The organism is Glycomyces sp. YM15 (assembly GCF_016918015.1).
In the GTDB taxonomy this organism is placed as follows: Bacteria; Actinomycetota; Actinomycetes; order Mycobacteriales; family Micromonosporaceae; genus Glycomyces.
This window is the reverse complement of record NZ_JAERMK010000013.1, coordinates 128,839-150,526: the sequence shown is the minus strand read 5'-3', so window position 1 is coordinate 150,526 and position 21,688 is coordinate 128,839. Positions and strand designations below refer to the sequence as shown.

The 21,688-nt window shown below is 70.8% G+C and carries 18 protein-coding genes and 1 tRNA gene; 14 read left to right on the top strand and 5 right to left on the bottom strand.

Annotated elements, in window-relative coordinates:
* Positions 1-208: 208 nt before the first annotated feature.
* The 9 genes from cobA to JHY01_RS15815 all read left to right on the top strand — a co-directional run bounded on the left by cobA (position 209) and on the right by JHY01_RS15815 (position 11,164).
* On the top strand, positions 209-1,420 hold the full coding sequence (cobA, locus tag JHY01_RS15855; protein ID WP_205326629.1) for a uroporphyrinogen-III C-methyltransferase: 1,212 nt from the start codon (positions 209-211) through the stop codon (positions 1,418-1,420).
* A 230-nt stretch (positions 1,421-1,650) separates the two neighbouring features.
* Complete coding sequence (locus tag JHY01_RS15850) at positions 1,651-2,742, top strand: hypothetical protein (protein WP_205326628.1); 1,092 nt, start codon at positions 1,651-1,653, stop codon at positions 2,740-2,742.
* A 180-nt stretch (positions 2,743-2,922) separates the two neighbouring features.
* Positions 2,923-3,144 carry a hypothetical protein gene (locus JHY01_RS15845; RefSeq protein ID WP_205326627.1) on the top strand — a complete coding sequence of 74 codons (222 nt, stop codon included), beginning with the start codon at positions 2,923-2,925 and terminating at the stop codon, positions 3,142-3,144.
* 136 nt (positions 3,145-3,280) lie between these two features.
* Positions 3,281-5,905, top strand: a complete 2,625-nt coding sequence (locus tag JHY01_RS15840) for a fibronectin type III domain-containing protein (RefSeq protein ID WP_205326626.1) — start codon at positions 3,281-3,283, stop codon at positions 5,903-5,905.
* 12 nt (positions 5,906-5,917) lie between these two features.
* Entirely contained in the window at positions 5,918-6,943 is a 1,026-nt protein-coding gene (locus JHY01_RS15835) for a MoxR family ATPase (protein ID WP_205326625.1), read from the top strand.
* Between the two features lie 53 nt (positions 6,944-6,996).
* The gene (locus tag JHY01_RS15830) at positions 6,997-8,208 is read left to right on the top strand and encodes a DUF58 domain-containing protein (protein ID WP_205326624.1); all 1,212 of its coding nucleotides are present in this window, start codon (positions 6,997-6,999) and stop codon (positions 8,206-8,208) included.
* Positions 8,205-10,340 (top strand): transglutaminase-like domain-containing protein, encoded by a 2,136-nt coding sequence (locus JHY01_RS15825; RefSeq protein WP_205326623.1) that lies wholly within the window; start codon positions 8,205-8,207, stop codon positions 10,338-10,340. Before JHY01_RS15830 ends, JHY01_RS15825 begins: the two co-directional genes overlap by 4 nt.
* 92 nt (positions 10,341-10,432) lie before the next feature.
* The gene (locus JHY01_RS15820; RefSeq protein WP_205326645.1) at positions 10,433-10,648 is read left to right on the top strand and encodes a DivIVA domain-containing protein; all 216 of its coding nucleotides are present in this window, start codon (positions 10,433-10,435) and stop codon (positions 10,646-10,648) included.
* A 9-nt stretch (positions 10,649-10,657) separates the two neighbouring features.
* A complete protein-coding gene (locus JHY01_RS15815; protein WP_205326622.1) occupies positions 10,658-11,164 on the top strand; it encodes a DUF4190 domain-containing protein in 507 nt (168 codons plus the stop codon).
* 52 nt (positions 11,165-11,216) lie between these two features.
* Here JHY01_RS15815 and JHY01_RS15810 read toward each other — a convergent pair whose 3' ends face one another.
* The gene (locus JHY01_RS15810; protein ID WP_205326621.1) at positions 11,217-11,876 is read right to left on the bottom strand and encodes an HNH endonuclease family protein; all 660 of its coding nucleotides are present in this window, start codon (positions 11,874-11,876) and stop codon (positions 11,217-11,219) included.
* 247 nt (positions 11,877-12,123) lie between these two features.
* Here JHY01_RS15810 and JHY01_RS15805 point away from each other — a divergent pair, with 247 nt between their 5' ends.
* From JHY01_RS15805 to JHY01_RS15790, 4 genes are all read left to right on the top strand, one after another.
* Positions 12,124-12,534 (top strand): hypothetical protein, encoded by a 411-nt coding sequence (locus JHY01_RS15805; protein ID WP_205326620.1) that lies wholly within the window; start codon positions 12,124-12,126, stop codon positions 12,532-12,534.
* A 79-nt stretch (positions 12,535-12,613) separates the two neighbouring features.
* On the top strand, positions 12,614-13,696 hold the full coding sequence (locus tag JHY01_RS15800; RefSeq protein ID WP_307814467.1) for an iron ABC transporter permease: 1,083 nt from the start codon (positions 12,614-12,616) through the stop codon (positions 13,694-13,696).
* Entirely contained in the window at positions 13,693-14,820 is a 1,128-nt protein-coding gene (locus JHY01_RS15795) for an iron chelate uptake ABC transporter family permease subunit (RefSeq protein WP_205326619.1), read from the top strand. The genes JHY01_RS15800 and JHY01_RS15795 overlap by 4 nt, the downstream gene beginning before the upstream one ends.
* On the top strand, positions 14,747-15,688 hold the full coding sequence (locus JHY01_RS15790) for an ABC transporter substrate-binding protein (RefSeq protein WP_205326618.1): 942 nt from the start codon (positions 14,747-14,749) through the stop codon (positions 15,686-15,688). Before JHY01_RS15795 ends, JHY01_RS15790 begins: the two co-directional genes overlap by 74 nt.
* 49 nt (positions 15,689-15,737) lie before the next feature.
* Here JHY01_RS15790 and JHY01_RS15785 read toward each other — a convergent pair whose 3' ends face one another.
* On the bottom strand, positions 15,738-16,655 hold the full coding sequence (locus JHY01_RS15785) for a carbohydrate kinase (RefSeq protein ID WP_205326617.1): 918 nt from the start codon (positions 16,653-16,655) through the stop codon (positions 15,738-15,740).
* A 189-nt stretch (positions 16,656-16,844) separates the two neighbouring features.
* On the opposite strand from JHY01_RS15785, the gene JHY01_RS15780 reads away from it, so the two are divergent.
* Positions 16,845-18,173, top strand: a complete 1,329-nt coding sequence (locus JHY01_RS15780; protein WP_205326616.1) for a CshA/CshB family fibrillar adhesin-related protein — start codon at positions 16,845-16,847, stop codon at positions 18,171-18,173.
* Positions 18,174-18,281: 108 nt separating this feature from the next.
* On the opposite strand, the gene JHY01_RS15775 is transcribed toward JHY01_RS15780, so the two are convergent.
* From JHY01_RS15775 to JHY01_RS15765, 3 genes are all read right to left on the bottom strand, one after another.
* Complete coding sequence (locus tag JHY01_RS15775) at positions 18,282-20,315, bottom strand: collagen binding domain-containing protein (protein WP_205326615.1); 2,034 nt, start codon at positions 20,313-20,315, stop codon at positions 18,282-18,284.
* Positions 20,316-20,455: 140 nt separating this feature from the next.
* Positions 20,456-20,531: transfer RNA gene (locus tag JHY01_RS15770), tRNA-Glu, on the bottom strand.
* Positions 20,532-20,757: 226 nt separating this feature from the next.
* Positions 20,758-21,390: a hypothetical protein gene (locus JHY01_RS15765; RefSeq protein ID WP_205326614.1), complete on the bottom strand. Its 633-nt coding sequence runs from the start codon at positions 21,388-21,390 to the stop codon at positions 20,758-20,760.
* Positions 21,391-21,688 lie beyond the last annotated feature (298 nt).

Sequence of the window (21,688 nt, the reverse complement as noted above, 5' to 3'; positions counted from 1 at the left end):
ACGACCGCCGGCATTGCTTTCCTCAAGGCGCGCTGCGCCAACGCTCGGTTCGCAAGCTTCACTGCGATGCAATGCGAGCTCACATAACGCCGGCCGGTCCCGCATCGCGGGTTTCGCGTAACAGGCTCGCAATCCGCCGGTTAGATGCCCGCGACGAAACCCGCATACGCTAGTCGAGTCTTAACAGGGAGTGCTGGAGGAGGCACACGTGTCGGTCTACGAGATCGGGCTGCGGCTGCAGGGCAAGTCGGTGCTCGTCGTCGGCGGCGGTTCCATCGCCGGTCGCCGGGTCCCCCGCCTGCTGGCCGCCGGTGCCCGCGTCCTGCTGGTCGCCCCCGAGGCCACCACCACGCTCTCCGACTACGCCGCAGCCGGGGAGATCCAGTGGGAGCGCCGCGAATGGCGCTCCGGCGACGGCGACGACGCCTGGTTCGTGCTCGCCGCCACCGACGCCCCTGAGGTGAACGCGGCCGTCGCCGCCGAGGCCGAGGCCCGCCGCACCTGGTGCGTGCGCGCCGACGACGCCGCGGCCTCCGACGCCTGGACCCTCGCCCACACCGAGTTCGACGGCGTCTCCGTCGCGGTCTCCGCCTCCGGCGACCCCCGCCGCGCCGCCTCGATCCGCGACTCGATCGCCGCGGGCCTGCGCACGGGCGACATCGACGCGCCCCGCAGCCGGACCACCCGTCCGGCGGCCGGGTCGTTCAAAGGGAGGGTCGCGCTCGTTGGCGCGGGCCCGGGCGACGCCGACCTCATCACCCTCCGCGGCCTCGAACTGCTCCGCCAGGCCGAAGTGGTCGTCTCCGACCGGCTCGCCCCGCAGGAGCTGCTCGACATGCTCGGCGAGGACGTCGAGATCGTCGACGCCGCGAAGCTCCCGTACGGGCGGCACACCACGCAGGAGCAGATCAACGCCGTCATGGTCGAGCGCGCCCTCGAAGGCAAGTTCGTGGTGCGCCTCAAAGGCGGCGACGGCTTCGTCTTCGGCCGCGGCGCCGAAGAGCTCGACGCCTGCCTCGAAGCCGGAGTGCCCGTCGAGGTCGTCCCGGGCCTCTCCTCATCGATCGCCGGTCCTGCCGCCGCCGGGGTCCCCGTGACCGAGCGCGGCGTCGTGCACGACTTCACCGTCGCCACCGGCCACGTGCCGCCCGGCCCGCAGAGCAAGGTCAACTGGGCTGCGCTCGGCGCCGGGCACGGCACGATCGTGCTGCTGATGGCCGTCAAGAACCGCGCGGCGATCGCCGAAGCGCTCATCGCGGGCGGCCGCGCCCCCGAGACGCCCGTGCGCATCGTCGAGAACGCGACCACGAAGAACCAGACCGTCCGCAATTGCGCGCTCGCCGACCTGGGTGTCACCGAAGCGCACCACCCGTCCGTCATCGTCATCGGTGACGTCGCCGGGAGGGCCCGCGAACTGTGAGTTCTCGCAGGTAAACACCGAGATTCGGGCGGCGTCGGAGGTTCACTCCGGCGCCGCCGCAGTTTTACCTGATCCACTCTTTACAAGGCCGACCACAGGCCGTAATATTCGTCCATCAACAGCGCAGCGATCGTTGCGCTAAACCACCATGGTCACGTTCTGCACCACTGGTGTACTTCCATTCAAGCGGGCCCGTCCCGCTGACCCTTTCTGTCCTTTTTGGAGTGTGCATGCGCATTCGTGAGTTCTCCGCTGAGCTCGCTTCGCGGCTCAAAGTCGCCTACGCGGTCCGGAATGTCGACCTGACATCACCCGGGCTGACCCTGGTCGACGGATGCGCGCCCCGACCCGGCCACATCCTGGCCGCGCGGGTCGACGCGATCGGCCACCACAACTGGCTCGAGCTCGGCAACGGCCGCAAGGCCGCCATCTACCCCGGGGACGAGATCCTCCTGGCCTTCGGCGAGCGCTACGCGCCCGACCAGTACGAGTCGCGCGTGCCCGAGGTCCTCGGCACCTCCGTGGACCTCGTCGCCGCGGGCGGCGTGGCGGGCGAGGTCCTCTCGCGCCACGGCGACATGCGCCCCCCGACCCGGCTGGAGCCCCTCGGCATCCTCGCCGACCGCGAGGGCGTGCCGATGGACCTGCGGCGCTACAGCGTCCTCGCACCGTTCGGCCTCGGCGACCACCCGCCCGTGGTGTGCGTCGTCGGCACCTCCATGAACGCCGGGAAGTCCACCACCGCCGCCAGTGTGATCCGCGGCCTCTCGCGCGGCGGCCGCCGCGTCGCGGGCATCAAGATCACCGGCACCGGCGCCGGCGGCGACCCGTGGATGTTCCGCGACTCCGGCGCGGTCGTCGCCGTCGACTTCACCGACGGCGGCTACCCGACCACCGCGGGCGTCCCGGTACCCGAACTCGCCGAGCTCGCTCAGACGCTCTACCACCACGCCGCCGCGCACGACGTCGACGCCGTGGTCATGGAGATCGCCGACGGCGTCCTCCAGGCCGAGACCTCCGCGCTGCTCGAGCACCCGCTGGTGCGCGAGCTCGTCGACGGCGTGGTCCTCGCCGCGGCCGACGCCGCCGGGGCCCGCTACGGCGCGATGCACCTGCGCGGCCTCGGCCTCCCGGTGATCGCCGCCTCCGGCAAGCTCACCCAGTCCCAGCTCGCGATCCGCGAGGCCATGGCGGGCATGGACGCCCCGGTCTACACCCCGGGCGAGCTGTCCGAGGCGCATGTGGCCCAGGAGATCCTGGCCCTCGCGGGCGTCGCCCGCGCCCGCCGCGCGGGCGTCCTCGAAATCGGCGAGGCCGCCTAGCGACGACCATGCGAAGACGGCAAGCGGCGGCGCTCAAAGCGTGGCCGAGCAACACCACACAGGCAGACGACGAAGGCGGTGCGCTCAGCGCACCGCCACTCTTGTGCCCTGAGGCGGTGCGCGAACGAGGGAACGACTGCCGGAGTCGGTCGGAAACCTCGCAAGTACCAGGCGGACGTCATGACCGCCTCCATTGCCATCCGGAACCAGTTGCCACTCCACACGCGGCCGGTCGCGCCGCTGCTGGAAGTCCCCGCGCTCGAAGTCTGCGGAAGACTCGGCGGTGCGCACGGCGCACCGCTGTTCGGTCTGATCAGGAGGGTTTTCGCCTGGTCTGTACGTGTCGGTAACCTGACCCGCTCACACCACTTTGACCCACCCCGGACCGATACCGTCTCGTGACGATGGCAGCCTAGTCCTGATTGCGCCGATGAATTAGGCTCGGGTTCGTGTGCCGCCCCCCGAGGCACCAGGGGCCCTTCTGGCGTTCGCGCCCCGACAACCCGGCATAGCTGACCCCGCAGAGGAACTCCCCCTTATGACCACTCGCAACGTCGACGCCCGACGCCTCAACGTCAAGGGCCTGCTCATCGCGATAGGCCTGCCGGTGGTGCTCGTCGGCGCACTGGTCGCGACCCTGCTCGGTACGGGCGCGTTCAGCCGCGACAGCAATCTCGAGGACTCGAGCCTGTGGCTGTGGACGACTCCGGCCGGTGAGATCGCCCGCGTCAACGGGCTGACGGCAGCGACCGACGTCCGGTTCCCGTTGACCGACGCGGCCGGGAACGCGGTGCAGATCGTCCAGACCGATTCGCATCTGCTGCTGCGGGAGATCGCCTCGGGGAAGGTCTCGGCGATCGACCTCTCCACCCTGGAACTCACGGGCGAGGCCGAGACCGCCCCCGGCGAGGGCGTGCGGTTGGCATTGGCCGACGAGGGCGCCTTCATCATCGACCAGACGCAAGGCCTGGTCAATCAGGTCGACCCGTCCACGCTCGCGGCGATCGGCGACCCGCTGCAGTTCCCCGCCGGTTTGACCGGCGGCGCGTTCGACACGGCCGGGAAGCTCTGGATCGGGGTGCCGCGCGAGGGCACCATCGTGCAGATCGAGCCGAAGGAGAAGGGCGCCCGGACCGTGGCGACCGAAGTCGTGGCCGAGCCCCGCCAGGAGCTCGCGCTCACCGTCCTCGGCGACGGTGTGGCCGTCCTGAACTCGACGGCGAAGAAGATGACGACCATCCGCGCCGACGGTCGCCGCTCGCAGACCGATGTGGAGCTGGTGGGTCCGGCCGAGACCGCCGACTCCAGCCCGGGGACGATCGCATCGGTGACGGTCACCGACCCGCCGTCGGTCGTCACGGTGAACGATGCGGAGTCCAAGCGGTTCACGATCTCGGCCGCCCCCTCGAACCTGCTGGGCGCCTCGGTCGAGTTCCACCAGCGGATCTACGTGCCGGACGGCGCCTCGGGCCTGGTATGGGTCTACGACCTGGACGGCAACGAGCTGGACCGCATCGAGATCGACGCGGGCGGAGGCCCGGTCGAGCTCTACCACACGGGCGACACACTGTTCGCCAATGCGGTGAACACGAACGCGGCCGTGGTCGTCTCCTCGGACGGCAACGCCCGCCAGGCGGAGAAGGACCGCGACGACATCCTCGGCGGCAACGCCCCGCCGGAGGAAGAGGACGCGAACGGCGACGAAGGCGACGAGGACGGCAGCGACGAGTCCGCCCCGCAGATCGGCCCGCCCGGCGCGGTCACCAACCTGCGCGGCACGGTCGGCGACGGCCTCATCAACCTGTCCTGGGACGCCGCGCCGAACAACGGCTCGGCGCTTACGAAGTACACGATCGAAGGCGCGGGCGGCAGCTGGGAGATCGCCCCGGACCAGCGGGTCCTGGAGATCGGCGACCTCACGAACGGCACGCCTTACACCTTCACCGTGACCGCCCACAACGCCGAAGGCCAGGGCGACCCGGCGACCTCGCCGTCGATCACGCCGTCCGCCGAGGTCCCCGACCCGGTCGCCACTGTCCAGGCCACCGCCAACAACGACGGCACCGTCACCGTGCAGTGGGACGAGGCCAACGGCCAGGGCAACGAGATCAGCGGCTACCAGATCGAGGCCATCGCCTCTGGGAAGAACCTCGTGGTCGGCCGGTCCGACACGACCACGTTCACCGTTCCCGAAGGGACCCTTGACTACGGCACGGGTTACGTCTTCCAGGTGACCACCTTGGCCGGGGCCGCCGCTTCGACGCCTTCGCCGCCGTCGAACTCGGTCACCCCGTTCAACGTGCCGAACGCCCCGACGGAACTGCTCGCCGAGACCGCGAGCGACGCCGCCGGCTCGATCGACGTGACCTGGCAGCAGCCCTCCAACAACGGCCGCCCGATCGAGAACTACATCGTCAGGGCCGGATCCCAGACCGTCGAGGTCGGCGGGAACACCACCACCGCACGCGTCTCGGGCTTCGGCAACGGCGAGCAGGTTCCGGTCTCGGTCGTCGCGGTCAACGAGGCGGGCGAGTCCGAACCGGCCACGACCACGTCCAACACGATGAACGCTCCGACCGTCCAGATCACCGGGCACTCGGCGACCGCGAACTCGATCACGCTGAACATGACCTACGACAGCGGCGGCGGCAACGCGACCTGCCAGATGCTTCGCGACGGCCGAACACCCGTCAAGGAAGGCGCGTGCGACAGCCTCACCCAAGGCGGCCTGAAGGCCTCGACCGAGCACACTTACACGGTCAAGATCTCGAACCCGGCCGGAAACGCCACGTCGAGCTCGTACACGGCATCGACCACGACCATCACAGGCAAGGTCTACTTCCGGTGCGACGAGGGATACAACACCGATTATTGCGACTCCGTCGACGGCGTGGGCGTCTACCCGCAGGCCAGCCAGTCCGGCAACAGCCTCGGCACCACCAACACGCCGAAGAGCTACAAGGCGTACTGCTGGACCACGGGCGATACGACCATCAACCCGCGCGGCACCGAGGGCGGCCAGGCCGTCGACTATCACCCCGGCAAAGACGCCTCGAACAAGTGGATCAAGATCGACTACGCTGCCAACGCGTACATCCCCTTCGTCTGGTTCAACATCGACGGGGTCGGCAAGAACTCCACCGGGGATCTTCCCCAGTGCTAACAGGAGCAACGAATGCACGACACCTCGCAGACCCATCCGCTGCAAGTGCCTAGGCGCGTGCAGCAGCCGGTCCAGCTTGGCGTCGCGCAGGCCGAGCAGTTCGCCGCGACGTTCGAGGCGCTGGCCGCCGCAGTGGACACCGTCGTGCTCGGCAAGCAGGAGGTCGTGCGCCTGGCGCTGACGGCCATGTTCTCCGAGGGCCACATCCTGCTCGAGGACGTGCCGGGGACCGGCAAGACCACGCTCGCCCGGACGATCGCCGCCGCGGTCTCCGGCCAGTGGCGGCGCATCCAGTTCACACCGGACCTGCTGCCCTCCGACGTCTCGGGCGTGACGATCTTCAACCAGTCCAGCGGGGCCTTCGAGTTCCACCCGGGCCCGGTGTTCGCGAACATCGTGATCGCCGACGAGATCAACCGGGCCAGCCCGAAGACCCAGTCCGCGCTCCTGGAGGTCATGGAGGAAGGCCGCGTCACGGTGGACGGCAACCCGCACCAGGTGCCGCAGCCGTTCCTCGTGGTCGCCACCCAGAACCCCGTCGAAATGGACGGTACCTACCGCCTTCCCGAGGCCCAGCTCGACCGCTTCCTGGTGAAGCTCTCGGTCGGCTACCCGGTCGAGGCCGCCGAGATCGAGGTCCTGCGCGGCACGCACCAGCGCAGTCCCGAGCACTTGGCGCCCGTGGTCGACACCGACACGGTGGCGCAGATGGCGGAGATGGCCAAGCACGTCTACATCGCCGAGCCGCTGTACGCCTACCTCGTGCAGCTCGCGAACGCGACCCGGAACCACCCGCAGGTGGCCGTGGGCGTCAGCCCGCGTGGCCTCATCGCCTTGACCAGGGCCGCAAGCGTGTTCGCGCTTTCGCAGGGCCGCACGTACATCATCCCGGAGGACGTGAAGGCGCTGGCCGTACCGGTGTTCGCGCACCGCATCCAGACCGCCCCCGACGCGGCCATGCGCGGCGTCACCGGTGCCGCGATCGTCGCGGACGCCTTCGACCAGGTCCCCGTTCCGTTGCCGGCTTCGGCGGCATGAGCGAGTCCGGTCGGGCCTCCGGACCCGGACCGGGCGAGGCCAAAAAGTCCATTTTGACTGGTCAGCCCGCTGAACGGATCGCGAATCTCGCTCTCGCGGTGCCGGTCACCGGTCGCGGTGCCGGGCTCGCCATTGCGGCGGTGGGACTGCTCGTCGCCGGCTGGGTCTGGGGCTACCCGGAGCTCGCCGCGCTCGGCGCGGCCGCCGCGCTCGCGTGCGTGGCCGCCGGGTCGGTGATCGCCGCGAGGCCGCGCCTCGAGGTCGAGCGCGCCGTCGCCCCGGACCGGATCTCGGTGGGCCACAACGCCACGGTGACGCTGAACGTGCGCAACGCCGGGCGCTGGCGCTCCGTGAACGCCCGCGCGGTCGACGCCTATGGAGGGTCCGGCCTCGAGACCCGCCGCGTCTCGATCCCGCTCGCGCGCCTGCGCCCGGGCAGGAGCGCCGGGGCGAGCTATGCGATCCGGGCGGAGCGGCGCGGCGTGGTCGACGCCGGCCCGCTGACCATCAGCAAGCGGGACCTGCTCGGGCTGGCCGCGACCGCCGGGACCTTCGGTCCGACCGCGCGCCTGTGGATCCACCCGCGCCTGCACCAGCTCGCCCGCACCCCTGACGGCCTCGCCCGCTCCCTCGAAGGGACCGCCGACAAGGTCGAGCAGGGCTCGCTCACCTTCCATGCCCTGCGCGAGTATGTGATCGGCGACGAACTGCGGCACGTCCACTGGCGCACTTCGGCGCGCATCGGCAAGCTCATGGTGAAGGAGCACCTGGACACCTCGTTGCCCACCGTGGCGATCGCGATCGACGACCGCCCCGAGAGCTGGCCCGCCGCGCCGGGCGCTCCTGTGCCGCAACCGTTCGAGGCGGCCTGCGAGGCCGCCTATTCGATCCTCACCGCGTGCTTCCGAGCCGAGTACCACGCGGCGCTCGTGCCGGCCTCCGGCGCGGTCGTCTCCGGGGCCGGGCGCGACTCCTATGGCGACCTGCTCGCCGAGCTGGCCCCTGACGCGAAGGACTCGCTGAGCGCGTACGTCTCCCGGCTCACCGCCGCCCGCTACGGCGACACGCTGGTGTGGATCACCGGCACCGAGCCGCCGACGGACCGGCTCGCGACCCTCAAGCGCGCCTACCCCACGGTCATCGCGGTGCACCTCGCGCTCGGGCTCCCGACCTCGGCTTCGCTCGCCGGGGGCGTGCCCACGATCCGCGGGGCCGACGGCGAGCAGTTCGCGGCGGCCTGGAACAACGGGGGGACGCGGCTGTGAGCACGAAGCGGAGGACCCGCTACCGGCTGCGCGTCGCCACCGTCGCCGTATGCCTCACCCTCATGTGCCTGCTCGCGGGCACCGTGGCGGCCCGTGTCTACCACGGCCGGCTGCTCCTGCTGCTGGTCGCCGGGGCGGCGCTCGGCGCGTTCGCGATCGGGTTCGCGCTGCGCAACCGCCCCTCGTTCCTCGCCCCCGGCATCTCGGCCACGGGCCTGGCCGCGTACCTCCTCGGGGCCGTCGCGCTGACGAGCGACGGCACGGACCCGCTGGGCGTCACGATCGTCGACGCGCTGGTGAACGCCGTGCCGCGCACACTGACCGCGCTCATCCCGGTCGAGCCGGTGCCGGACACGGTGGTGGTGCCGGTCTTCCTGACCTGGCTCGCGGCCACGCTCTCGTGCGAGTTCGCGATCCGCTACGGCCGCACGCTCCTCGGCTGCCTGCCGCCGACGCTCCTGTACGGGGCGGGCCTGTACCTGGTCGGCCCGAACGCCGACGCGGGGCCGGTGGACGCGATCGCGTTCTGCGTGCTCGCGGCGGCCGCGCTCGCGGTGACCGCCGCGCCGCCCGAACGCCGTCCCGACCGTGACGCCACTGTGGACGGCAAGGTGCCGTCGCGCACCCCCGCGCTCATGGGCGCGGTCATCACCACCACGGTGCTGCTCGCGGCCGTCGCGGTCCTGGGCCCGGCCGCGGCCCGGCTCGTGACGACCAGCCCCGGCGACCCGCGCGAGTACGTGGAGCCGCCGCAGCTCACGGACATCGACCTCAACCCGCTCGTGCGCATCGCCGAATGGGCGAAGTACCCCGAGCAGGAGCTGTTCAAGGCCGACACGAGCGCCGACGCGTGGATGCGCCTCGCCGTGCTCACCGAATACGACGGCACCACCTGGCAGGCCACCGGCGACTTCCGCACCGCGGGCACCGTGGTCCCCGGCGCGGGCGAGGCCACCTACTCGGCGGACGTCGAGATCATCGAGCTCGGCGGCAAGCTCGTGCCCGCCGCCGCCGACCCCGCGACCGTCACCGATCTGCCGATCGCCGTGAACCTCTACACGAAATGCCTGCTCACCCCCGACGGCCTCGCCACGGGCACGAGCTTCCACGTCGACTCCGCGCTCGTGTCCTCGGATCCGTCCGGGGCCGAGTCGGCCCGCCCGGACCTCTCGGACGTGACCACCGTCGGCGTCCCGCCCGGGACCCCCGAGATCATGGCGGCCATCGCCGAGTACGTCAACGCCACTTACGACACGCCTTACGAACGGGCCCAAGGGCTCGCGGACTTCCTCTCCCAGCACTACTCCTTCGACGCCGAAGCGCCCTCCGGGCACGACCTGCCCTCCCTCGGGTTCTTTCTCGGCAGCCCCGTCACCGCGGGGGGCCAGCGCGGCACCAGCGAGCACTTCGCGGCCGCTTATGCGGTGATCGCCCGCCTGGTGGGCCTGCCGAGCCGGGTCGTGGTCGGTTTCGACGTGCCGTCCGGTTCGAGCACGGTGACGGCGGCGCAGGGCCAGGCCTGGCCGGAGGTCGCGTTCGACGGGCCCGGGTGGGTCCGCTTCGATCCGATGCCCGCCGCCGGGGTCGCTCCGATCCCCCCGGAGGAGACGCTGGAGAAGATGGAGGAGGAGACGCCGAGCTCGGAGGAGGCCGAGGGGGGCGGCGGTGAGGCCGAGGACTTCAACGACGAGGCGCTGGAGCAGGACGGCGACTTCAACGAGGAGGCAGGTCAGGCGGACGGCGGGTTGCCGCGCTGGGTCTGGTACGCGGCGGCCGCGATGCTGCTGGCCTGTGTGCCGCTGGCGCTCAAGCTGCGTCGGGCGCTGCGGCGCCGGCGGCGGTTGCGTCGGGGGTCTCCGGCCGAGCGGGTCGCGGGGGCTTGGGCCGAGGTGCTGGCGGAGGCGGCGCGGGCGGGTGTGAAGGTGCCCGGCCATGCGAACGCGCAGGAGGCCGCGGGGCGTCTTGCGGCGTTGAAGGCCGATATCGGGGCTTTGCCGCGTCTGGTGAACGCCGCGGCTTTCGCGCCCGGGGCGGTCTCGGAAGCGGACGCACGGGCCGCTACGGCATTGGTCGGGCCATTCTCGCGGACAATCAGGCAGCAAGTGAAATGGTTGAGACGTTTCCTGACTTAACTTGTGGCCGTTACGAGTTGTTATGACCGTCGAAATTTGATCATGGGCAGGGCGATCCCACTCCGTGGTGTAGACCTGGCAGACTGTGACGTATGGAGAACCCCTTCTTCTCTGTCCGTTTCCGCGGATACGACCGAGCTCAAGTCGACCGTGCCGTGGCCCGCATCAGGAGAGCCACCGAGGCCGGCGCGCCTCCGCACCCCGACTCCCTCGCCGATCTGGGTTTCCAGATGACCTTGCGCGGCTACGACACCCGGGAGGTGGACGAGTACTTCACCGAGGTCGCGAGATCCCTTCGAGGCAGCTAGTCTGGGTGCGTGACCGCGCAGGACCCGTACCAACCTCACATGCAGCCGCCGCCTCCCCAAGCGCCGCCCGCTCCGCCGGTCCACGGCTACGCGCAGCCGCAGTACCAGCACCCCTATCCGATGCAGCCGATGCAACCCGTGCATCCGGTCTGGCAGCCGATGGCAGTCCCCGCACCTGCCATGGTCGACGGTTTTCACCTCTGGTTCCCGCGCCTCAAGCCGATCCCCTCGGGTCCGGCCATCGGTTCGCTGGTGGCCGGGATCGCGGGCATCTGCGGTGCCATCCCGGGGCTGATCAGCGCGATCTTCAGTCCTTGGGCGGGTCTCACGTTCTTCATGTCGGCGGCGCTGTTCGGCATCGGCTCGGTGTCCCTGGCCGTGTACGCGCGGCGCCAGATCCGGGCCGCGCAAGGCGGCGTCTCGGGCAAGGGCGTGGCGACGACGGGCCTGGTCCTGGGACTCGTGGCCTGCGGGCTCGCGGTCATCACGGGGCTGATAGCGCTGGCGACCGCTTAGACGACAGCGCGACGGCGGCCGATCTGAGGAGATCGGCCGCCGTCGCGTTCGTCTAGCAGTAGGTGTCGAAGTGCGACTGGATCGCGGTCTTCTCAGCGGCGTTCACGGAGAGGTCGTACAGATACTTGACGTGCGTCCAGGCCTTGACGTAGTCGCAGCGCACCGAGGAGTTGGCGGGCATCCACTCGGCCGGGTCCTTGTCGCCCTTGGAGGAGTTCGCCGAGGTGGTGGCGATCCACAGCTGCGGGGAGTTGACGTCGTTGGCGAAGGCCTGGCGTTCGGCGGTGGTCCACTGGCTCGCGCCGGAGGCCCAGGCTTCGGAGAGGGCCACGACGTGGTCGATGGTGGCGTTGGAGACCGTGGAGGTCCAGGTGTCGTCGAAGTCGGACTGCCAGGAGCCGGAGTCGGGCTGGCAGTCGGAGCCGGTCTCCACGTTCGAGCCGTCGCGCTTGAGCACGTACTGGCGGGCGGTGCAGCCGCCGCCGACCGAGGACCAGTGGGGGAAGAGGTCGCGGTCGTAGGAGTCGCCGTTCGACTCGTTCGCGACGGTGAGCCGGCCCAGTTCGGACTGCGCGGTGGAGAGCGAGGGGATCCCCGGGGGCCGCACGGCTCCGGCGGGGGCGGTGTCGAGGACGAGCACGGTGAGGACGGCGAGCGATGCCGCCGCCGCGGTGGCGAGGGCACGCTTCGCGACGCGCTTGACTGCTTGCATGGAGGCTCCTGTGGGGGAGTGACCGGCGGATTCAGGGGGACGGGCGGGAACGGCGCACGTGAATGCGAAGTTCACTCGCGAATCATCGAATCATGGGATGTCAGCGGCGGGCAAGGGGCGAAGGCAATCTTTTACCTACAGGACACTGCAAACTTACGAAATCATCTCGATACGGACATCCGCGGCACGGGTGCTTCCGTCCGCGCAAGTCCGTTTCCACGGGCGGACACCTGGGTACGATCGCGGCATGACGATCAGCGGCACCGAAGCGCGCCTGGACGGCCTCGCCCTCACGTACCTGCCCGAGGACCTGGGCACGCCCTCCGATTTCGTGACCGAATGGGAAGGCGTCGACTGCGCGCAGCGCGTCTGGGAGACCGAGATCGAGCCCGGCTCCTGGCGCGTCGACCTCCAAGTGCAGGTCATGCGCGCGTCCCGGCTCCGAGACCTCAAGTCCCTCAAGGAGTTCCTGCACGAGTACCACGAACGCGGCGACGACTGGAGCCCGAACGCCTTCGGCGACGACGGCTTCGCGAGCGAGAACGAGATCGCCCGCCTCATCGAACCGGGCCTCGCCGTCGAGGTGCGGGACCCCTTCGAGCGCAAGGGCTTCGAAGCGGTCAAAGCCGTCGCCGAGGGCATCCGCTACCCCGAATGACCAGCGGCTCCGGGAGCACAGGTCACATTCCGCACTCGAGCCTGCCCCATTTAGGTTAGGCTCGCCTATGCTCTAGTGCGTGCCCCTCCCCGCCGCCCGACTGCGCTTCCTCGAGGACGGACGTTCTCCCAAGACCGGACGCCCACTCAAGGCCGGACCCGCCCAGACCGCGCGCGGACGCACCCTCACCATCAGCGCATCCGCAATCGCCTTGGGCCTCATCGTGATCGCCTCCCTCGCCCTCGGCGCCCGCGACCTCACCCTCGCCGAACTCTGGCACGGCCTCGACCGCACCGACCCCATCGCGGCCGCCGTCCTCTGGGAGCAGCGCGTCCCCCGAACCGCAGTCGGCCTCCTCGCCGGAGCCGGACTCGCCGTCGCCGGGGTCCTCATGCAGACCCTCACCCGCAACCCGCTCGCCGACCCCCGCATCTTCGGCGTCGCCGCCGGCGCGAGCCTCGGCGTCGTCATCGGCCTCAGCGTCCTGGGCCTCACCGGCATCGGCCAGTACGTGTGGCTCGGCATCGCCGGCGCCCTCGCCGCCGGACTCATCGGCTACGCCGTCTCCACCGTGGCCGCCCGCACCACCGGCGGCGGCACCGTCACCTACGCCCTCTGCGGCGCGGCACTCGACGCGAGCCTCTCCGCCATGGTCTACGCCGTGCTCGCCACCGACGTGCACTCCTTCGACCAGTACCGCTTCTGGGCCGTCGGATCCCTCGCCGGACGCGACGCCGAAGTCGCCTGGGGCATGGCCCCGTTCCTGCTGGGCGGCATCGCCCTCGCACTCCTGACCGCCCGCGGCCTCGACGGCCTGCAACTCGGCGCCGAAGCCGCCGCCGGACTCGGCCACCGGGTCGGCCTCACCCGCGCCGCCGCCGCGATCACCGTGGCACTCCTGACCGGCGCCGCCGTAGCCGCCGCCGGACCGATCGGCTTCATCGGCCTCGCCATCCCGCACCTCGCCCGATGGGCCGTGGGCGCGACCCACCGCAGCCAGATCGCCCTGAGCCTCACGCTCGGCCCCTGCATGCTGCTCACCGCCGACATCATCGGACGCGTGATCGTCCCCGGCGAAGCCCCGGCGGGCGTCATCTGCGCCGTGATCGGCGCGCCGCTGCTCATCGCCCTCGTACGCCGAGCCAGGACGGTCACCGCATGACCCGCACCGAACTCCCCGAACCCCGCACACTCCCGCTCCCCGGCCGCACCACCCTCCGCGCAGGCGACCTCTCGCTCACCTGGCACCGCCGCAGCGCCGCCGTCAGCACCCTCCTCCTCATCGCCCTCCTCGCCGCCGTCACCGCCGCACTCTGCCTGGGCGACACCTACATCACCTTCGCCGACACCATCGCCACCCTCACCGGCGAAACCGGCTACGACCGCATCATCGAAGTCCTGCGCCTGCCCCGCACGGTCCTCGCCGTCGCCGCCGGAGCCGCACTCGGCGTCGCGGGCGCCCTCATCCAATCCGTCGCCCGCAACCCCCTCGCCAGCCCCGACATCATCGGCGTCACCGCCGGAGCCGGACTCGCCGCCACCTTCGCCCTCACCGCCGGATTCGCCTACGCGCTCCTCGCCCCCGCCGCCCTCACCGGCGGCCTCACCGCCGCCACCGCAGTGCTCCTCGTGGCGGCCAGAGGTGCACGCTCCGCCCCCCGCTTCGTCCTCGCGGGCATCGCCGTCGCCGTGCTCCTCAAATCCGGCACCCAGATCCTCCTGCTCGCCGCCGACGCCATCGACGCCCAACGCGCCCAGATCTGGCTCATCGGCACCCTCGCCGGACGCGGCTGGACCGAAGCCGCCTTCCTCGGCGTCCTCCTCCTCGGCGCCCTCCCCGCCCTCGTCTGGGCCCAGCACGCCCTCGACACCACCGACCTCGACGACCCCACCGCCACCGGCCTCGGCGTCCGCGTCACCGGCCGCCGCATCGGCCTCGCCGTCCTCGGCGTCGTCCTCGCCGCCGCCGCCGTCTCCCAAGTCGGCGCCGTCGAATTCGTCGCCCTCGCCGCACCCCAGATCGCCCGCCGCCTCGCCCGCACCTCCCGCCCGCCCCTCCTCGCCTCGGCACTCACCGGCGCCGTGCTGCTCGTCCTCGCGGACTGGCTGGGCCGCACCGCATTCGGCGACTACCAGATGCCCGCGGGCGTCCTCACCGCCGCGCTCGGCGGCGTCTACCTCATCTACCTGCTGCTGACGAAAGGAACCCGGAATGAGAAGAAGACTGCTGGCCCTTGGAGCCGCCTCCGCCTGCGCGCTCGCGCTGGCCGCGTGCGGGACCTCTGACCCGGCCGCCGAACGCAACGACGCCGAAGGCGAGACCCGCACCGTCGAGCACGCGATGGGCGGCTCCGAGATCCCGGCCGAGCCCCAGCGCGTGGTCGTGCTCGACACCGACAAGATCGACACCGCGCTCTCCCTCGGCGTCACCCCGATCGGCGCGGCCCGCGCCAGCGAGACCGAACTGCCGACCTACCTCGGCGACCTCTCCGACGTCGCCGTCGTCGGCACCACCGCCGAGCCCGACCTGGAGGCGATCGAGGCCCTCGAGCCGGACCTGATCCTCGGTTCGAAGTTCCGCCAGGAGGCCTTCTACGACGAGCTGAACGCGATCGCCCCGACCGTGTTCACCGAGCAGGTCGGCGTCACCTGGAAGGAGAACTTCCTCCTCGACGGCGACGCCCTCGGCAAGGGCGAGGAGGCGAAGCAGCTCCTCGCCGACCTCGAGACCCGCGCCGCCGACTTCGGCACGGCCCTCGGCGACTCGATCGCCACCGAGGTCAGCCTGGTGCGCTTCATGCCCGACCAGATCCGCTACTACGGCCCGGACTCCTTCTCCGGCATCGTCCTCGGCGACGTCGGCCTCGCCCGCCCCGAGCTCCAGCAGCTGAACGGCGCCGAGGACCGCCGCTTCGGCGAGGTCTCGGCCGAGGAGCTCGACGCCGTCGGCGGCGACGTGATCTTCTACTGCGCCTATGGTTCCGACGGCGAAGCCATGCTGGCCGAGTACACGGGCGGCGCGCTCTGGCAGTCGATCCCCGCGGTCCAGGACGGCAAGGCCCACGCCGTGAACGACGAGGTCTGGATGACCGGCATCGGCGTCACCGCCGCCGGCATGATCCTCGACGACCTGGAGCAGTACCTCCAGGCTTGAGAACGATCGGCGAAGGGTCGGACGCATCGCGCGTCCGGCCCTTCGCGGCTCAGTCGAGTTCGTTCCGCCTGGGCGGGTTCGCGCCCGCCCTCGAGCAGGTGATCGCCGCCACCGTGGAAGCGAACGCGACGGCCTCGCGGGCCTCCTCGGCGGTGAGCCGGTCCAGGTCGCCCGGTCGCAGGCGGTCGTTCCGGCCCAGCCAGTCCAGCAGCGCCCCGCTGAAGGAATCGCCCGCGCCGACCGTGTCGACCAGGTCGGCCTCCGCCGCCGGCACCGCGAACGCCTCGCCTCCGGCCCACACCAGCGAGCCCTCGCTGCCGCGTGTCACCACGACCAGCTTGCGGCCCTTGGCGATCCAATGCGCCGCCAACTCCTCCGACTCGACGCCCGGCCAGACCCACCCCAGGTCCTCATCGGAGATCTTCACGATCGCGGCGAACTTGAGCCAGCGCTCCAGGCGCTCCTGGTAGTCGGTGCGCGCGCCGAGCAGCGCCGGGCGCACGTTCGGGTCGAGGCTGATCGTGGTGCTCGTGCTGAGCCCGGCGAGCCACCGCTCGACGACGATGCCGCCGGGGTCGGCCGCGAGCGCGAGCGACCCGGCGTGCACCGCGTCCAGGCCTGGATTGTGCGGCAGTTCGGCTGCGCTCCACTGCCAGTCGGCGGTGCCCTCGACATGGAACGCGTAGCTGGCCGAGCCGCCCGGATCGACCGAGACGATCGCCAGGCTGGTGGGCTCCCGGGCGTCGACGATCCAGCGGAGGTTCACGTCCGATTCGGCCAGATGCGTCCGCAGCAGCTTCCCGAACGCGTCGCCCGAGACCCGTCCCAGGAACGCGACCTCAGTGCCCAAGCGCCCGAGCGTGACCGCCACGTTCATCGGGCTGCCGCCCGGATGCGCGACCGGATGCCTGGCGTCGTTCTGCGCCACTTCCAGATCGATGAGGGCCTCGCCCACGACTCCGATCATGACCGCACCGGCCTTTCGTCACCTCGACGTAGCGGAAGTCGATGATAGCGGCCGTGCGCGGCTCGGCGAAGTCGCTTGTGGCCTGCTCAGTCCCCTATGCTTACGGACGTCGATCGGACAAATAAGACAGTTCTATTCTCTTGTATCGGCATCTTCGATATCTCCAGCGATCACGCAGGGACATGCACAGTGAATACTCTTGCCAGACTGGCGACGGCGTTCGCCGTCCTCGTCGCCGGCGCCCTCTTCGGGAGCCCGGCGGCGGCGCAGACCTCCGGGTGCGGATACGGCACGGGCGGCGATCTCGCCAGCACGATCTGCTGGATCGACATGAGCGACTTCGACCAGACCACCGCCATGAGCCCCGCCGGCCAGTCGATGTCGATCGAGCTCACCCCGGACTACTCGATGTCGTTCACCTTCAAGGTCACGCCGGGCGCCGACGGCTACCGAGTGCTCCAGGCGACCGCGTTCCCGACCTACGCCAAGGCCCCGATCGGCAACACCGCCTACATCGGCACTCCCGGTAAGCCCGCCCTCTACCAGCAGGTCGACGCCGGGACCGGCGCCTCCGGCGACCTCGGCACGCTCACCGTCGAGGACCTGGTCGTCACCGGCCCGTCCGGCGCTCCCGTGAACGGCTACGGCATCGTCATGGCCGACGCCGAGACCACGAACCGCCAAGAGGGCCTGACCTTCTCCTCCGACCAGCCCATCGAGGAGCTCACCCGCGCGACCATGCCCGACGCGCAGCCCGCGTGCGGCGGCGCCTACACCGGGCTCGGCACCACCTCGGTCACCTGCAACGGCGACACCGCCGGAGGCCTCCCGGTCGACGAGATCGTGCTCTACTCGGTCGCGCCGACCACCGCGTCCATCGGCTTCCTCGATCGCACCGCGAACGCCGTGCAGGGCGTCGCGTTCGGCATCCTCACCGCGAAGGTCGGTATGGACAAGACCGTGGAGAACCAGGTGAACGACACCGACTCGTTCGGCATGTCCATCGAGGACGGCAACGGCGCCGTGATCGAGGAGGGCTCGACGGGCGGCGGCGACTCCGGCACGATCGATTCCCAGACGATCCTCGCCTCCCGCGCCGGACGCGTCTTCACCCTCTCGGAGACCGCCGAAGGCGACACCGACCTCGCGGCGTACACCCAGGACTGGACGTGCACCAACCACGGCGCGGCCGACGACGCGCTGCCGACCGGTGACGGCACCTCGTTGGACGTGCGCGTCAGCGTCGGCGATGACATCCGATGCACGATCGTCAACACGGGGCCGACTCCGGTGGATCCGACGCCGGACCCGGGCGGTTCCGAAGGCCCTTCGGACCCGGGCGGTTCCGACTACCCCTCGGGAGACGGCTCGCCGTCTCCGGACGCGGCCCTGCCCGTGACCGGCGGCTCCGCGATGCTCTACAGCACGATCGGTGCGATCGCCCTCGTGGCGGCCCTGGTCGGCTGGCTCATGGTCCGCCGCGCCCGCAAGACCGCCGGCGAATGGCCGAGCGTCTGAGACCGCACCGCAGTCGACAGCCGTTCTGAAGCGACAGGAAGGCCGACGACAGGGAGGCCGGGCCCGCGAGCCCGGCCTCCCCGTCGTCGCGTTTTCGGAGCCCTCGCTCTAGAGCGTCAGCCCGGTGTCCTCGTCCCTCCTGGCCTTCGCCGCCGCGATCATCACCGCGCCCGCGGCGAGGAGGAACAGGGCGCTGACGAGCGCGATGCGGGCGCTCAAGCCGGTGCCCGGCAGGTCGTCCCCGTTCGCGACCCCGGAAGGATCGACCTCGCCGTCGTCCGTCTCCCCATTCGGCTTCGCGCTCGGGCCCCCGGGGTCGGTCGTGGGGTCGCCCGGGTCATCGGATTCGAGGAGCGCGAAGTCGGCGACCGCGTCGCCGCACGTGCTCGAGTTGGACACGGTCCGCTCAGCCTCGCCGTCGACCTCGTAGCCGTCGGGCGCGGTGATCCTCACCGTGTGCGACCCGGACGGCAGGTTGCCGATGCCGTACGTACCGTCGTCCCCTGTTGTCGCCTGCTCCGGTGAACCGCCCCGGGGGGTGACCGTCAGCGCCACGCCGCCCGTCGGCTCGCCGTCAGGACCGGTCACCGTCCCCGTGACCGCCGTCGGCTCGGAGTAGTAGAAGTGGACTCCCGACACGTCGGTGTCGACCACGCGCACGTTCTGCGTCGTCGGGGTATCGGCGCTATGCCCTTCGGGCACATCGACTGCGACGGTGTAGATGCCCGCCGCGAGCCCTGCGAAGGAGTACAGGCCGTCCGCGTCGGTGACGGTCGACTCGGTGGAGCCGTCCGGTCTGGTGAGTGTCGCGGTCACGCCGGGGAGGGGCTCTTCGCAGGCGATCGCCAGGCCGAGGAGTCGCGCCTGGGCCGCCAGCAGGAAGTCCTGACCGGTGATGGGCGTGGTCTGCGCGGGCACGACGGTGATGTCCCGCTGGTCGGCGCCGGCGTAGTCGTATCCCTCCGGCTCGTCGATGGTGATGACGTGGTCGCCCGCGGGCACGTCGTCGAACAGGTAGTCGCCGTCGGAGTCGGTGACCGTGGTCCTGGTGGTGTCGTCCTCGAGCGCGATGGTCACCGCCACGCCGCCGAGCTGCTGCCCCTCCGCGGTGGAGACGTTGCCGCTCACCGAGGTCGGCACGATGTCCCGGAGCTGGAAGTCGGTCGGGGCGGCGGGGCAGGCGCTCAGGTCCGCCTGCCGGCGTATGTCGCCGTCCACGATCTTCCCGTCGGGTGCGATGAGCTCGACCGTGTACTCGCCGCCGATCAGGTAGTCCGGGAACGCATAGGAGCCGTCGTCACCGGTCGTGGCCGATTCGACCAGGGATCCGCTCGAATCGAGGATGTTGAGCTCGGTCCCGGCGGACGGGGCCCCGGAGTCGGTGACGGTCCCCGTGACATCGCAGCCGAGCGAGGCGAACCAGGTCTGGTAGACGGGGAACCCGGAGCGGCGGGTGAACATGAACGTGAGCGACTTGACGGGGACCGTCGGCTCGAACCAGCCGCTCGCGCCGTCGGTGTCGGCGGCCGCGGCATTGCCGACCAGCGTTCGCGTCGCGGCGTTCCAGGTCGGCTGGTCGGTGCCGTCACCGGAGCAGGACGGGCCTCCGGCCGACGCGGCGCCGCAGTAGTTGAAGGCCCCTTGGAACCCGAGTTCGCTCGCGGTCAGTGTGGCGCCGTCCGGTCCTTTGGCGATCACCTTGACCTGGTCGGCGTCGACGTCGCCCAGGGCGAAGGCCCACCCGCCCGGCGGCACGGGAACGTCGAAGGCGTAGTCGGTGCGCGAGGGCGAATCGGCCCGGTCGGCCTGGGGCCGCAGGTTGAGGTAGGGCTGGTTCCTCGAGGAGCCGTACTTCGCGCCGATCGGGGTCCCGGCGGACAGCCAGTTCGACTGGCCGGAGATGACGCCGACCCCGCCGCCGCGCGAATCGGTGGACACGTCGGCGTCGATCATCGGACCGGTCGGAAAGGACATGGAGGTGTGGTAGTCGCCGGCGCTGCCCTCGAATTCGCCCCACGTGTGCCACGACCCGCTCGACTGTGCCTGCGCGGGCCGGTCGAGGACCAGACCGCCCGAGACCAGCGCGAGGAGCGCGCACAGCAGCACTATCGAAGCCCTTGCAGACGATCGCGCGGCATACATGCAGGCAGCCTATGGTAAATACGGCACCGCACTGCGCCAACAATCCATTGTGTCAGCAATGCCGAAAACCGCCCGAGCCCGGACCGCCGGACCGGCGCACGAAAACAGGGGCCGACCGAAGTCGACCCCTGCATTGCTACTGGTACTCCCGAGCGGATTCGAACCGCCGTTTCCGCCTTGAGAGGGCAGCGTCCTAGGCCCCTAGACGACGGGAGCTTGGCCTGTGTTGATCGCGGCTTGCCGCGGCAACGACGACAACTATACATGGATGGCGCCGGGGGTCCACAACCGGGATACCGCATGTGATGCGGCCAACCTCGCCCGCGCGGAGACGAATGCGGGCCGGGGCGGCGCCGCCACCTTTTCAGGTGAACCCCCGTGGCGCCGGGCCCCGGCCCGCCGGGCGACTGTAACGCGATCCGCCGCCGTACGGCGGCGGATCCTACTGGTTGGCGGTCCCGGCCTGACCCGTGATCTCGTCGAGCCAGCCGGCGTCCACGCCGTCGTGGTAATTGACGAGCTTCGCGGTGTAGGCGTCGCCGCCGACCTTCGCGACGACACTGGCGATGACGCCGACCGTGGTCACGCACACTTGGTACGCGCCCACGGGGGAGTCCTCGGCCCCCTGCACGTCGACGCAGTCGGCCAGTTCGCCGGCGAGCGTGGTGTTGGAGAACTCGGTCGAGGCCGATGCGTCGGCCGCGGTCTCGGAGAGCCAGGACGCCACGGTCTCCTCGGCGGGCAGGACGCCGTCGAGCTCCTGACCCAGCCATACGTTCAGTTCGGCCGGGTCCTCGCCCGCCCAGAGGCTGGGCCGGTCGCCGATGACGACCGCGGCGGTCCCGGCCTCCAGGTCCACCGCCACCAGCACCTGCTCCTCCGAGCCCTCGATGAGGTACTCGGCGGTGTAGGCGGGCTGGTCGCCCTCGGTGAGGCGTCCGCTCAACTCGGTGAGCGCGGCCTCGTCCTCCGTAGCCGACTCGCCGCCTTCGGCGCCGTCCGAGCAACCGGCGAGGGCGAAGAGCGCCACCGCGCTCAATACAGCACAGCGCCGCAGGGGGTTCTGCAGGATCATGGGGCTCCACTTCCATTGCACCAGGCGAGGGGGATTGCCGCCCGGCGGCGGCATCCGGGGGGGGGCACGCCTAACACAGGTGTCTGATCTGAGATAGGACTCCACCCTATAGCGGGGCGTCCACGGCCCATGTAACACGAGCGTCCGCGTCGCGGGCAACACTCATTCGCGGCCGGCGGAGGTCCGGCACTGGCCCTTTCCGCGGCTCGGAGGCATCGCCGGCGGTCCGAATTCCTGGCTCGCAAGAGTCGCCAAGAGGCGTAGGGCGTATCCTCAGGAGCTGTGGCCGACGCAGTGT

Excerpts from the sequence above, each read along its gene's own strand:
- JHY01_RS15795 (WP_205326619.1), top strand. The coding sequence starts at position 13,693 with ATGACCCGCACCGAACTCCCCGAACCCCGCACACTCCCGCTCCCCGGC.
- JHY01_RS15790 (WP_205326618.1), top strand. The coding sequence starts at position 14,747 with ATGAGAAGAAGACTGCTGGCCCTTGGAGCCGCCTCCGCCTGCGCGCTC.
- JHY01_RS15835 (WP_205326625.1), top strand. The coding sequence starts at position 5,918 with ATGCACGACACCTCGCAGACCCATCCGCTGCAAGTGCCTAGGCGCGTG.
- JHY01_RS15775 (WP_205326615.1), bottom strand. The coding sequence starts at position 20,315 with ATGTATGCCGCGCGATCGTCTGCAAGGGCTTCGATAGTGCTGCTGTGC.
- JHY01_RS15850 (WP_205326628.1), top strand. The coding sequence starts at position 1,651 with ATGCGCATTCGTGAGTTCTCCGCTGAGCTCGCTTCGCGGCTCAAAGTC.
- JHY01_RS15785 (WP_205326617.1), bottom strand. The coding sequence starts at position 16,655 with ATGATCGGAGTCGTGGGCGAGGCCCTCATCGATCTGGAAGTGGCGCAG.
- JHY01_RS15765 (WP_205326614.1), bottom strand. The coding sequence starts at position 21,390 with ATGATCCTGCAGAACCCCCTGCGGCGCTGTGCTGTATTGAGCGCGGTG.
- JHY01_RS15840 (WP_205326626.1), top strand. The coding sequence starts at position 3,281 with ATGACCACTCGCAACGTCGACGCCCGACGCCTCAACGTCAAGGGCCTG.
- JHY01_RS15845 (WP_205326627.1), top strand. The coding sequence starts at position 2,923 with ATGACCGCCTCCATTGCCATCCGGAACCAGTTGCCACTCCACACGCGG.
- JHY01_RS15805 (WP_205326620.1), top strand. The coding sequence starts at position 12,124 with ATGACGATCAGCGGCACCGAAGCGCGCCTGGACGGCCTCGCCCTCACG.
- JHY01_RS15810 (WP_205326621.1), bottom strand. The coding sequence starts at position 11,876 with ATGCAAGCAGTCAAGCGCGTCGCGAAGCGTGCCCTCGCCACCGCGGCG.
- JHY01_RS15820 (WP_205326645.1), top strand. The coding sequence starts at position 10,433 with ATGGAGAACCCCTTCTTCTCTGTCCGTTTCCGCGGATACGACCGAGCT.